The 12507-nt window shown below is 46.4% G+C and carries 12 protein-coding genes; 2 read left to right on the top strand and 10 right to left on the bottom strand.

Translation table 11 applies throughout. The features are described 5' to 3' along the window. Positions 1-30: 30 nt before the first annotated feature. Together murJ and U1F02_RS06110 are read right to left on the bottom strand one after the other, a co-directional pair. Positions 31-1575 (bottom strand): murein biosynthesis integral membrane protein MurJ, encoded by a 1545-nt coding sequence (gene murJ, locus U1F02_RS06115; RefSeq protein ID WP_409989557.1) that lies wholly within the window; start codon positions 1573-1575, stop codon positions 31-33. Positions 1576-1707: 132 nt separating this feature from the next. Continuing rightward, positions 1708-2361 (bottom strand): outer membrane beta-barrel protein, encoded by a 654-nt coding sequence (locus U1F02_RS06110; RefSeq protein WP_409989481.1) that lies wholly within the window; start codon positions 2359-2361, stop codon positions 1708-1710. A gap of 223 nt (positions 2362-2584) precedes the next feature. On the opposite strand from U1F02_RS06110, the gene U1F02_RS06105 reads away from it, so the two are divergent. Beyond that, positions 2585-2875 carry a YebG family protein gene (locus tag U1F02_RS06105; protein WP_409989480.1) on the top strand — a complete coding sequence of 97 codons (291 nt, stop codon included), beginning with the start codon at positions 2585-2587 and terminating at the stop codon, positions 2873-2875. 191 nt (positions 2876-3066) lie between these two features. Here the strand turns inward: U1F02_RS06105 and U1F02_RS06100 are convergent, their stop codons facing one another. Further along, positions 3067-3501, bottom strand: a complete 435-nt coding sequence (locus U1F02_RS06100) for a thiol-disulfide oxidoreductase DCC family protein (protein WP_409989479.1) — start codon at positions 3499-3501, stop codon at positions 3067-3069. Positions 3502-3503: 2 nt separating this feature from the next. Beyond that, positions 3504-4472, bottom strand: coding sequence for a TIGR01777 family oxidoreductase (locus tag U1F02_RS06095; protein ID WP_409989478.1), 969 nt, complete (start codon positions 4470-4472; stop codon positions 3504-3506). Between the two features lie 219 nt (positions 4473-4691). Between U1F02_RS06095 and U1F02_RS06090 the strand changes: the two genes are divergently transcribed. Further along, complete coding sequence (locus U1F02_RS06090; RefSeq protein WP_409989477.1) at positions 4692-5573, top strand: YihY/virulence factor BrkB family protein; 882 nt, start codon at positions 4692-4694, stop codon at positions 5571-5573. 30 nt (positions 5574-5603) lie between these two features. Here U1F02_RS06090 and U1F02_RS06085 read toward each other — a convergent pair whose 3' ends face one another. From U1F02_RS06085 to rplU, 6 genes are all read right to left on the bottom strand, one after another. Next, entirely contained in the window at positions 5604-7172 is a 1569-nt protein-coding gene (locus U1F02_RS06085) for a DUF4397 domain-containing protein (protein ID WP_409989476.1), read from the bottom strand. Positions 7173-7368: 196 nt separating this feature from the next. Continuing rightward, positions 7369-9096 carry a hypothetical protein gene (locus U1F02_RS06080; protein ID WP_409989475.1) on the bottom strand — a complete coding sequence of 576 codons (1728 nt, stop codon included), beginning with the start codon at positions 9094-9096 and terminating at the stop codon, positions 7369-7371. A gap of 92 nt (positions 9097-9188) precedes the next feature. Further along, positions 9189-10313, bottom strand: a complete 1125-nt coding sequence (gene proB, locus U1F02_RS06075; protein WP_409989474.1) for a glutamate 5-kinase — start codon at positions 10311-10313, stop codon at positions 9189-9191. A gap of 205 nt (positions 10314-10518) precedes the next feature. Further along, a complete protein-coding gene (gene cgtA / locus U1F02_RS06070) occupies positions 10519-11715 on the bottom strand; it encodes an Obg family GTPase CgtA (protein ID WP_409989473.1) in 1197 nt (398 codons plus the stop codon). Positions 11716-11853: 138 nt separating this feature from the next. Next, complete coding sequence (gene rpmA / locus U1F02_RS06065) at positions 11854-12117, bottom strand: 50S ribosomal protein L27 (protein WP_409989472.1); 264 nt, start codon at positions 12115-12117, stop codon at positions 11854-11856. A 31-nt stretch (positions 12118-12148) separates the two neighbouring features. Then, the gene (gene rplU, locus U1F02_RS06060; RefSeq protein ID WP_409989471.1) at positions 12149-12466 is read right to left on the bottom strand and encodes a 50S ribosomal protein L21; all 318 of its coding nucleotides are present in this window, start codon (positions 12464-12466) and stop codon (positions 12149-12151) included. Positions 12467-12507 lie beyond the last annotated feature (41 nt).

The raw sequence follows: 12507 nt of genomic DNA, 5'->3' as shown, positions 1-12507 counted from the left end.
AGAAGTATACAGGAGCAGCGCGCCCTGCTGTTAATGCGGGGCGCGAAAATCTTTAGGACGAAAACCAGCCAAACCCAGCCCAAGCAGGTAAACCAACCCGCCGCCAACACACAAAACGGCCAAGTAGACGATACGCTCCAAAATGCTCCAGGCTGCCCAGCCGTTGAGATAGTGGGTACCGACGACTAAAACCGCCACCATAAGCGCATTCGCCAAACCGTAGCGCAGCCAGGTTTTCTTCCAATCGGCTGCCGGACGATAAACTTCACGTTTGCGCAGGCCGCGGTAAAGCAAGCTCACGTTAACGTAAGCAGCCAAGGCCGTGGAAAGTGCAAGACCGACATGACCAATCTGCCAGTAGATATTGAGCGGAGCGACGATCAAGACTTTGAGCGCAATGCCCACACCTATAGCGATCATGCCGATGCGCACGGGGGTTTTGATGTCTTGCCGCGCAAAATACCCCGGTGCCAAGACTTTAATCAGCATGAAAGCCAACAACCCCAGGGCGTAGGTCTGCAAGCTGTAAGACGACATAAGCGCGTCCTGTGGGTTAAATTTACCGTGTTGGAACAAGGTAAAAATGACCGGCTTGGCGAGAATGACCAGCGCGAGCGTGGCGGGCAAGGCGATGAGCAAAATGAACCTAACGGCCCAATCAAGTGTTTTGCTGAAATCCTCAGAAGATTCAGTCGCGTGCAAGCGCGACAGGTTGGGCATGATCACCGTGCTGATCGCCACCGCAAAAATACCCAAGGGCAGCTCTACCAAACGATCCGAATAATAGAGCCAGGTAATACTTCCCTCGGGCAGCCATGATGCTGCAATGGAGTCGAACAAGGTATTTATCTGCGCAATGGACACGCCAAAAATCGCCGGCGCCATAAGCGTCAAAATGCGCTTCACTCCCGGATCTTTCCAATCCATTTTGGGGGACGGCAGCATGTTAAGGCGCTTCAAATGAGGCGCCTGGAAAGCAATCGACAAGACACCCGCCAGCAACACGCTCCACGCGAGCGCGAAGACCACTGAGCCCATCAAGGGGGCAACCACGAGCATCGCAAAAATCGACACTATGTTGAGTAACACCGGCGTAAAGGCTGAGATGGCGAAACGATCGTAACTATTAAGAATGGCCCCCATAAATCCGCTAAGGGAAATCAGCATCAAATAGGGGAACATAATGCGGATCAGCGAGGTGTATTTTTCGAACTTGGCCGGTTCATCCATAAAGCCCGAGGCAAAAACTGCCCCCAACACGGGTGCGCCAACCACGCCCAGTACTGTCACCAGAATTAATACAGACCCTAGACAACCCGCTACACGGTCGATCAAGTTCTTGAGTACTTCTTGCGAACCTTTAGCGCGATACTCCGAGAGCACAGGGATAAACGCCTGCGAGAAAGCACCTTCTGAGAACAAACGGCGGAAAAAATTAGGGATGCGGAATGCGGCATTGAACGCGTCGGCGTCTGCACCGGCGCCCAGATAGTAGGCTTGCAGCTGGTCGCGCGCCAATCCGGTTACGCGCGACATCATCGTCATAGAGCCAGTAATTAAACTGGAGCGCAGCATGTTACGTTTGGGCGCGGCGTCAGACACACGAAATCCTTAACAAGTTGGCTATCAAAGAGCGCGCATTATCCACGGTATGAAGGGGAAGATATAGCCATAAAGCAAAACCTCCCTGTTTGCTAATATTTTCTATTAGAAGTTGTACTCGAGCCCGACACTGGCAGCATCCAACGCAAAGTCACCTACATCATTGCGGCGAAGATCAACGTGCAATGCGACCGAATCTGTAAGCGCGTAACGGCCACCAACGCCAAGTAGTAATCCTTGTTCGGTAAAGCTGTGATGCTCGCGCAAGCTGCCCTTCATTGGCGAAAATCCGCCCTTCCAGGTGCTGTCGTAATTGATGGATGTAACGCCCACGACACCCAAGAAAGAAAAACTCTGACTCAAGGAGTAACTGAATACACCTGAGAGCGAAACACCTTTTGCATCCAAAACCTGCGTATCGTTCGGAGCAGCAATAAACATAATGTCAGGGCGAATTTTAAAGCGCTTGCTGGTACTACCGAAATCGGTGTAACCCAACTCTGCCGCAAACCAATCCGTGAACTGAAAGCCTGCATGCAATCCATAGCTAGTGTCAGAATCTTTGAATTTCTGCCCCGCTACAAAAACTGAATCTTTGCCAGTGGAGGTATCACCGGTGACTTGGGTAGAACCCACATCGGCTCCGATATAAAAACTCCCTGTATTTGCGGCTGCGGCATCTTGAGCGCCGAGGGCAAAGCACATAGCCAATCCGAGGGGTTTTAAAAACATCTTTTGACTCATGGTCTGTTTGCTCATGGTGTAGATCCTGTAAACACTGATAAATCTACCGCTATGGCGGTAGCCTGACCCAAGCATTCTTGGGAAAGTGAAATCAGTATAAAAACCCAAGACTTTCGAAAATAGGCGAGATTTGCTCGAATTTGTTAAAGACTGTAGGACGCCGCGACAAATAGACGTTGACAAATTCACCGCCAGCCAATACTGTATATAAAAACAGTATAACCACGAGGTAAGGTTTATGTCAGTAGTCGCCGTATGGCTCTGTGATCGGGATGGCAGCATGTTTGAAGACAGAAAACTAGCAGAAGAACACGATAAGTATTTAGAACTTGCCGCCAACATCACTCAGCTCATTGAAGAAAATATTCCCGGTATTGACGAACAGCACAGTGAAGCCATTGGCTTGTTGCTGGCCCAGCGCCGCGAACTCTTGGCTAAAGCCTGCAAAGGCAAACCCGATGAATTACTACAGCCTTTTACTTACGAAAAGCCTGTAACCCTGAACGCTAGCGTTGCTGCTAAATCTTAAGGACGATTGGATAATTCGGGTAAGGATACGAGGAGTTTTTCAGCAGTTTCGCAGTTACCACCGAGCTCCACACTCGGTCACATCCAGCCGCTAACACCACGGCGGCTACAAAGGATATCCCCACAATATCCTTTCCCTTTTTACCACTGCACCTTCTTCCAAACGGAAACCTCAACGGGTGCGGTGGTTTTTTATAAAAACCGCTCATCGTGATCAGGTGAAGCCAAAATACACATTTCGTACTTACCAAACATCCTGTAACGATTTAATGCAATGCGATCATAAAACCAATCGCGAAACGCTCGCGGGAACACTTTAAACACAACTAAGATTTTCCACGGAAATGGTAATTGGCTTACGACCGCCAAAAAAGAATCTGACTTCTCTAACGCGCGATTCCCCTGAATCAATAGCATGGTTTCAAAATAATCGGTGGGATAGCCAAACCATTTTAAAATCGCCTGACCTTCTTCCGACTGTACCGCGCAAAGCTTGAATTTTTTGTGCGTATCACAGCGGATAATAAAACGGCTCCACCCATTGCAGAGTTTGCAAACACCATCGAATAAAATAATTTGATCCTTGGCCACTCCATGAGGAGGTAAACCAGACTGATTATTTGTCATGGCTAGGAACATAACTGGGATAAAGCTGATTCGACCTGCGGATATTTAAACTCAAACCCACTCGCCAATAAGTTTGCAGGCACAACCCTCTGCCCTTCCAATAATAAATCTGCCTGTTCGCCCATAGCCAAACGCATGGGCCACGCAGGTGTTGGAATAAAACATGGGCGATGCAAGACTTTCGCTGCAACTTTGCTGAACTCAAGTTGCGAAACAGTTTCGGGAGCGGTGAAGTTGTAGGAGGGCTTGAGCGAATGTTGTGCCGCTGGATTTTCAGCGAGTTGCAAGATGTGCGCTATTGCGCGCAGTAAATCATCGATGTGAATCCACGACATCCATTGCTTCCCAGTCCCCAACGCGCCGCCCATACCCAGCTTGATGGGTAATAGCATCATAGGTAGCGCACCTCCGTGCCCTAAGACCAATCCAAAACGCATGGTGGCAACCTGCACGCCATATTCACTCGCAGAACGCGCTGCCGCTTCCCAATCGCGGCACAAGCTCGACATAAAAATCGATTGTGAGGGAGACTCTTCATTTAATTCAGTCTGGTCACCAATTTTTTGAATGCCGTAGTAACCGATCGCGGAGGCCGATAAAAATAAGGCTGGCTTATGCTCAGCGCGCGCGATCCAATCCACCACCTTTTGGGTCAAGCCTATGCGGCTATCGCGTAATACTTTTTGTCGCACTTGCGTCCATCGCCATCCCAAAATGCGCGCACCCGCCAGGTTAATAACCACATCAATCGGGTAATCCGATGGAAGGTTTTGCATATCTTGAACGCAATTTACGCCCCCCTTAAACAACTGCCCCGCCTGCTCAGGACTGCGAGTTAATAGCGTGACCTGATGACCATCCTCCAACAATGCATTGACCAACAGCTTACCGACAAAGCCGGTTCCGCCCGTAACAAGTACACGCTTGGGAGTATCACTAAAACGCAGCTTTTCAGTGTGTTTGGCAGACATTATTTTTCATCCTTATGTGACATACACGAGCTTAGACCATAAAGCTTATACGGATCTGGCTTTTTTTGGATCAATATGAGGATTTGAAACAAGGTTATCAAACGCACATAAACCTTTTGCGGTAGTGGCTAAGGTGAAGAGGTCAATTCTTCGACGGTTACTTTCATGCGCGCATTCAACAATGTAAAAGAACTTGCCTTGATCTTTCGCGATACCTTTGTGCAGTGGTTGAAACGAGATCCTTTTCGTAACACGGCGGTAATCGCTTATTACACTATTTTTTCCTTGCCTGGCTTATTGGTCATCATCATCAACCTTGCAGGTTATTTTTATGGCGAAGAAGCTCTAACGCGTAGGCTCAGTTCTGAAATTGGCGGAATTATTGGTGGCAATACTGCCAAGGATATTGAAGGAATTATCGCCAACGCCAGCGTTAATCAAGATTCGAGAATCGCGTCTTTTATAGGAGTTGCCACTTTAATTTTTGGTGCGACAGGAGTTTTCTATCAGCTACAACAAACCCTCAATTTAATTTGGGAAGTTGAAGCTCAGCCTAAACGGAAGTTTCACAAAATGGTCATGGATAGGCTCTTTTCGTTTGGGCTCATTATTGTGGTGGGGTTTTTACTACTGGTGTCTCTCGTTTTATCTGCGTTTCTATCATTTTTAAGCGACTGGGTGTCAGTTTATTTTTCAGATACATTTAATTTTCTTTTCCGAGTGCTGGACTTGAGTGTATCTCTAAGTGTGATTACTTTTTTATTTGCCGCCATCTTTAAATTTTTACCGGATGCGAAAGTACCTTGGAGGGACGTATGGATTGGCGCTTTGGTTACTGCGTTGCTGTTCGTCGTCGCCAAATTTGGTTTGGGATATTATTTTGGTCGCAGCAATCCTGCTTCGGCGTACGGCGCTGCGGGTACAATCATTTTAATTATGCTGTGGGTATCTTATGCGGGATCTATAGTTTTATTTGGTGCGGAGTTTACGCGCATTCATGCCGATAAAAGAGGAACCAAAATCAAGCCGCTGGAATTTGCTGTTTCAACACAAAATGAATCCCCAAAAGTTCCACATAAAAAAACACCTCAAGATTATTGAGGTGTTTTTTATTGCTCGATAAATCTGTTATTAATTTGCCAGACCGTCTAACCCAATAACACTCAGCGGTGTTGTTAAGTTCACACCGTCACGTGCAACAGCCGTATAAACCATACCTGCTTTTAAATCCAAAGTTACTTTAATAGCGGCAACAGAAGGCTGACCGGTAGGTGTAATAATCACGTCATATTTACCCGCAGCAAGCGATACGTAACCTGTGTTCGCTTTGAAAGCAACATTCGCGAATGCGGGTGTTTGGTTTGCAGTAGAGGTGCCAGAAGGCAGCACATAAATATCAACATTTCCTGCCAAGGTAGAGCCATGCACCAAACGCACTTTTGCTTCGGTAGCGACTGTACGATTGTTATCGGTCAACAACAGCGGTTCGATATTGGCGAGCGCTCCAACAGCGAGCAAGGTATATTCCGCACCATTTGCAAGAGGAACATCTGCATTAATAACAGCAGGCGTTAAGGTTCCTGTTGGCGTTACTTTGAAATTGTAAGTCGCCGCAGGAAGATTCACATAGGCTGTTGCAGCAGGGAACGCCAAATTGCTAATGGCGGCTGTCATAGCGTTGTTAACGATCACATCCACCGCGGGTGCGTTTGCAGAATCATGTACCACACGCAAATTAGCGCCTACGGATTTATCAGCAATAATCGCGGTAGCATCGCCATCCAACACCGCAAGACGAATAGGTGAAGCACCATTCCCCGTATTGGGAATTGCACCGACCAATAGATCTTTGCCTGCTGCCAAACTAACCGAACCAGAATCAAACACAACCGTATTATTAGCAAGCGTTACACGAATGCGATAAGTACCCGCCGCAACTTCAACAGGCCCAAGGCTACCTTTGAAAGCGAAACTCCCCAGAGCCGTTGAATTTGCCAAATCTGCATCAGGCGCAGTGACAAATACTTTTACCTCAGGCGCAGCAGCGGCGAGATGTGCAACACGAACACGCACTTTCGATGAATCACTCAACTTACCCGTATCGGCCAAAATCAATGGTTCGATTTTGCTAACTGAATTTACGGCAATGACATCGTAATGTGTTTTACCCGCGAGAGATAAAGTAACAGGGCCTATAACGACTTTGTTACCGCCGGGAATAATACCTTCAACAGCAACTTTGTAACTTCCCTCAGGCAAAGTTAAATTTCCTGTGCTCTCCTGATAATCCAACTTTGATTTCACCACAGAATCGTTCACCCACAAATTCACTTTGGGTGCATCAGGCGATGCGTGGAAGACACGAACCATAGCGTTCTCCAAGGGAGTTACGGTAATGGTGGCTGTTGCACTTTTCTTTTTGTCATCCACGCTTGTTGCGCGAACATGATAGGTGCCAGCGGTGGCGGGAGCAGTGTAAACACCAGCAGTACTAATAGTACCGCCATTTGATTCTTCAACATTCCAAGTCACGTCAGTTTTCTTTGTGCCGGTAACTGTTGCGACAAATGTTTGAGAAGCGCCTGCTTTGACAGTTGCAGTTTCAGGCGCCACGGTGACATTAATATCTTTTCCGTCACCACCACAAGCCACTAATAAAAAGCTGCTGAGTAGCAACCCTAAAATAAACTTTATCTTCATAATCCTTACCTCTTCTCGTTAGGTGAATGAAATATGCGACACAAAACTGCATGGTCAAGTGATACTACGGACCTAGAGAAAAGAGAGATTAAATCTAATAAAAGGGATTACTCCTTTTTTGTATATAAGCACGCAAACAAAAAATATTTAAGGCATTGCCTAATCCAAGAACCCATCCAAGACGTATCTGACACCCTCAGTGCTTTAAAGAAAAATTAGCTACAAGTAAAATAGCCACATAAATAACAACTAGTAGCAATTCCCACATCAGGTTGTGGAATTTATGCTCAAATATCCAAGCCCACCGCTCCGAAAATGAAATTGGGCGAGCCAAACCGATCAGCCGATTTATATAATCATTAGCCAACTCACCATCAAATAGCTTTTTATTTTTTCCCGCCTTCACCAGCAGATCTTGATTTCCAACCATTAAAACTGTTCTTCCAAATAAACTATAACAACGAATTTCATTTTCTCGCTCAACGGCAACTTCCTTGTCATTAGTCTTTAACAATACCCAAGGAACCAAGGCACCCAACCGCTTGTTCATTAACTTGTGGGCTTTTATGAGAGATAACAATGTTAACCCATGAATCATCAGAAAAAATGAACTGTATAGAACACTTTCTTCTTCCGCAGATAACAAGTTAGGGATTACCAATATGATTAAAGGAATCCAAAACCACAGAGCCCATTTATTAAAATTTCTCAGAAAAAATTTGTACTGAATCCACTGTATACGTTTATCATTATTTGCTGGTGGGTAATTGTTGCTAACAACTGTCAGCTCAGCGTCATATACAGAACTCTTTTTTTCTTTATGGCGTTTTTCAAGTAGATAAGCGACACCAAAACCAACCAACAAGAATACCCAAAACAAGGTTTTGCATAGCAATTCAAGTTTGCGGTAAGCAATTTGATCAGCCTTTGCTTTTTTCAAAACCGCCTCAAGCTCTGGCGAAGTAAATAGCCCCAACCTAGCCCCGTATTTACTGTATCTGGTAATGTGCAAACCCTTGTAGTCGGCAACCAATAATTCGCCGTTAAAAGCCGCTATTGCAATAGGGTCATCATTTTTCTGCTTTAAAAAAACGTCTTGAATTTCACCTTTCTCATTTGCGCGATAAATAGATCCATGGAGCAAATTATCTCCTTGTGATAACACAAAATAATCGCGCTCCATGACTGCAACCCCCGTTGGCCATCGATCTGCTTTGGGCAACCCAGTCGCACGCGCAGGAAAACGTTGGTAATTGCGATCAAATCTTTTATCAAGCAGAGGAATTTTTGTTAGAGAATTATCATTACAGTTCGCTAACCACAGGAAATCACCATTTCGTTTTACTTGATTAGGGAACTGTATTTCTTCCGAATCTTCCAATGTATCTAGTACATTGCCAGCGCCATCTAACCAAAAGATCTTATGTTGGGATGTATTAGCCAAAAATATATTTTCGTTGTTATCAATATCTGTCCATAGTGCGCGCGAGAAATTTTCGGAAAAATGCAACAACGGTTCACAACTGAAGCTTTGCCATTTGCAGCGAGACAGCCTTCCAGACGCAGAAGTTAAAAATGATGGTAGCTGCTTTGTAATACGATACTTAACCGCTAAGCTTTCCAATAAATTCGGGGAATAGCTTTTAGGCACCATCAGTAAATCGCCGTTGGGGAAAAAGCTAATGCCGCCAGTAAAAGTATCTATGCCTATAGATTTTAAATCACGCTGATCTATATACTTTCCTTTCGCATCATAACGAAAAATAACAGATTTTATGTTTACGTAAAGATTACCCTGCTGATCTTTTGCCAAAACATCTGGCCCTTGATTTTCACGCCATTTTGCCCCAGCAAAGCCCTGTAAATACAATAGCCCACCAAAAAATATTACTATAAGCACAATCCATTTCAGATCAATTTTCAAAGACAGCTCCTTTCCCATGAGGGACAGATTTTATTATTTTTAAATTTTTTTTGACAAAAAAAATCCACCTTCAGGTGGATTTTCGAACTTCGTTAACTCAACACCAAATTATCACGGTGTATTAGTTCATTATCATCCTGGTACCCGAGAATGCTCACAATCTGACTGCTGGGTTTACCGATAATTTTTCGCGCCTCATCGGCATGGTAATTTACTAAACCTCGTGCAATTTCACGCCCTTCGGAATCTGCGCAGACGACCATGTCACCGCGAGTAAAATCTCCGCGCACCTCTTTTACACCAACGGGCAATAAACTTTTACCTAACTCACGCACAACTTTAACAGCACCATCGTCTAACACTAAAGTACCGCGCGTTTGTAATTGACCGGAGAGCCAACGTTTACGCGCTGCTTGCGGTTGCTGATCTGCCCACAAAAAGGTTCCTATGTTATCGCCGGCAGCAATTCTCAATAACGCATCTTCAATACGGCCACCAACAATCACGGTATCTGCACCCGAACGTGCCGCTACACGCGCAGCGCGAACTTTCGTGATCATTCCACCGCGCCCTAAAGCACCACCTGTACCGCCAGCCATTTGCTCAAGTCGAGTATCGTCCGCAGCAATTTCACTCAGCAATTTTGCGTCTGGATTTGAACGCGGGTCACTGTCATACATACCTTTTTGATCGGTCAGAATGACCAGCAAATCTGCCTCGATTAAGTTCGCCACCAACGCGCCAAGCGTATCGTTATCGCCAAAACGGATTTCATCGGTTACAACCGTATCGTTTTCGTTAATCACAGGAACAACGTTTAAGCCCACCAATGCCTTCAATGTTGAACGAGCATTCAAATAACGTTGACGAGAAGAAAGGTCGTCGTGGTCGAGCAACACTTGCGCAGTGAGCAAACCATAACGCTGGAATTCAACTTCGTAAGTTTGGATCAAACTCATTTGACCCACTGCGGCTGCGGCCTGAAGCTGATGAATTTCAGTTGGGCGGGAATCCCAACCCAAACGACGCATACCCGCCGCTACCGCACCGGAAGACACCAACACCAGCTCAATGCCCTGCAAGCGCAGCTTAGCCATTTGCTCTACCCAGCCGGCAATCGCTTTAGCATCTAGGCCGCGACCGTCGTTAGTTAGCAAGGCGCTGCCTATTTTGACCACCCAGCGTTTAGCTTGGGGAATTAAGTCTCTTTTGCTCATGAAGTTTTACATCACCGGAAACGTATAAGTAACAGGGTCTGCTACTTGTTGATATTTATGTGCCGCGAATTATTACATATAGCCAACACTAAGTTACAAAAAGAAACCCAGCGAACCTTAATTTAACTGGCGTCCGGAATGGTAAATATGAAAAAGGCCATCACTTGCGTGACAGCCTTTCTATTCGATAACTTAACCAGCAAATTTAATAACGAACATACTCCACTTCAACATCGTAATCGTCATCATTGAAGTCATCATCTTCACCCGCTGCGAGGCGGGCTTCGCGCATGGCGATGCGGAGTTCTTCGATGCGTTCGCGGGCTTCGGCGGCCATTTGGTTTTGCAATTCGACTTCGCGCTCGCGCGCTTCGGGGTTTTCGCTTTCTTCAGCCCAAATTGCTTCGAGATGATCCATGATCTTGCCTGACAACGCGGCAGTGCCGTCGCGATGCAAGGCAGAAATACGGAACACAGGGCCTTTCCATTGCAACTCGTCGATTACCGCCTGGCAGCGTGCATCCGCTTCTTCGGGATCAAGCAAGTCGACCTTATTTAGCAACAACCAGCGATCGCGTGTGGCGAGGGTTGGACTGAATTTTTGCAATTCATTGGCGATGATACGCACGTTTTCTGCTGGATTGGATTCGTCCGGCGGAGCCATATCCACGGCATGTAACAGTAAACGGCAACGCGTTAAGTGCTTGAGGAAACGAACACCCAATCCGGCACCTTCAGACGCACCTTCAATCAACCCGGGAATATCCGCGATAACAAAGCTGCGGTATTGCTGGACTTTTACAACACCCAGATTCGGGATCAAGGTGGTGAACGGATAATCTGCAACTTTTGGTTTGGCAGAGCTTACGGCGCGAATAAAACTGGATTTACCGGCATTCGGCAAACCTAACATACCTACGTCCGCCAGAACCTTAAGCTCTAACTTCAGGTTACGCATTTCACCTTCGGTGCCGTGTGTAGTTTTACGGGGCGTACGGTTGGTACTGGTTTTAAAGCGGGTATTACCCAAACCGTGGAAGCCGCCTTGGGCAACTTTGAGTTTTTGGCCGTGCTCGGTGAGGTCACCGAAGACTTCTTCAGTATCTGTGTCGATAACGGTAGTGCCTACAGGAACAGGCAGGAACAAATCTGCGCCTTTTGCGCCGGTGCAATCTTTACTACCGCCCTTCTCGCCATTTTCGGCGCGATATTTAGGTTGGAAGCGGTAATCAATCAGAGTGTTAAGGTTTTCGTCGGCAACCAAATAAACGCTACCGCCGTCACCACCATCGCCACCGTCCGGGCCGCCTTTAGAGATAAATTTTTCCCGGCGGAAACTCATCATGCCATTGCCGCCATTGCCAGCTTCTACGTGGATTGGGGCTTCATCAACAAACTTCACAGTATTCTCCGGGGAAAAATGAACTCAATAAAAATAGAACACAAATAAACAAAAAGCCCTATCGGTTAAGGACAGGGCTTTTTATTTTTCTTGGGTGCCCGCTGCAAGCAGCAAGCTTGGCTGATTCAGGACGTCTAATTACTGAGCAACAGGAACGATGCTTACGTATTGACGGCCAAAGGCGCCTTTCACTTCAAATTTAACATGACCATCAGCCTTGGCGAACAAGGTGTGATCTTTACCGAGACCAACGTTCACGCCAGCGTGAAATTTGGTGCCGCGTTGACGAACGATGATGCTACCAGCCGGAATCAATTGACCGCCGAATGCTTTCACACCGAGGCGTTTCGCTTCTGAATCGCGACCGTTGCGGGTACTACCGCCAGCTTTCTTGTGAGCCATTTTCTAAACTCCTAATAAATTGATGGGGGTATTAACCGTTGATACCGGTGATTTTAACTTCGGTGAACCATTGACGGTGACCTTGACGCTTCATGTGGTGCTTACGACGACGGAATTTGATGATTTTCACTTTGTCTGCACGGCCATGAGATACCACTTCAGCAGTAACAGTAGCGCCAGCTACTACGGGAGCACCAATCTTGATGTCTGCGCCGTTTGCAACAAGGTATACCTTGTCGAAGCTTACAGTGCCGCCAGTGGCGAATTCGATTTTTTCGAGTTTAAGGGTTTCGCCCACAACTACGCGATGTTGTTTGCCACCGCTTTCAAAAATTGCATAAACACTCATTACTTTGCTCCAAATAAAAACTTGGACGACACGAAGTAGCT

This window comes from Cellvibrio sp. (assembly GCF_046347455.1).
Lineage (GTDB): Bacteria > Pseudomonadota > Gammaproteobacteria > Pseudomonadales > Cellvibrionaceae > Cellvibrio.
The sequence above is the reverse complement of the archived record's forward strand: the minus strand, read 5'-3'. Positions and strand labels throughout refer to the sequence as shown.

Excerpts from the sequence above, each read along its gene's own strand:
- murJ (WP_409989557.1), bottom strand. The coding sequence starts at position 1,575 with ATGCTGCGCTCCAGTTTAATTACTGGCTCTATGACGATGATGTCGCGC.
- U1F02_RS06110 (WP_409989481.1), bottom strand. The coding sequence starts at position 2,361 with ATGAGCAAACAGACCATGAGTCAAAAGATGTTTTTAAAACCCCTCGGA.
- U1F02_RS06105 (WP_409989480.1), top strand. The coding sequence starts at position 2,585 with ATGTCAGTAGTCGCCGTATGGCTCTGTGATCGGGATGGCAGCATGTTT.
- U1F02_RS06100 (WP_409989479.1), bottom strand. The coding sequence starts at position 3,501 with ATGACAAATAATCAGTCTGGTTTACCTCCTCATGGAGTGGCCAAGGAT.
- U1F02_RS06095 (WP_409989478.1), bottom strand. The coding sequence starts at position 4,472 with ATGTCTGCCAAACACACTGAAAAGCTGCGTTTTAGTGATACTCCCAAG.
- U1F02_RS06085 (WP_409989476.1), bottom strand. The coding sequence starts at position 7,172 with ATGAAGATAAAGTTTATTTTAGGGTTGCTACTCAGCAGCTTTTTATTA.
- proB (WP_409989474.1), bottom strand. The coding sequence starts at position 10,313 with ATGAGCAAAAGAGACTTAATTCCCCAAGCTAAACGCTGGGTGGTCAAA.
- rpmA (WP_409989472.1), bottom strand. The coding sequence starts at position 12,117 with ATGGCTCACAAGAAAGCTGGCGGTAGTACCCGCAACGGTCGCGATTCA.
- rplU (WP_409989471.1), bottom strand. The coding sequence starts at position 12,466 with ATGAGTGTTTATGCAATTTTTGAAAGCGGTGGCAAACAACATCGCGTA.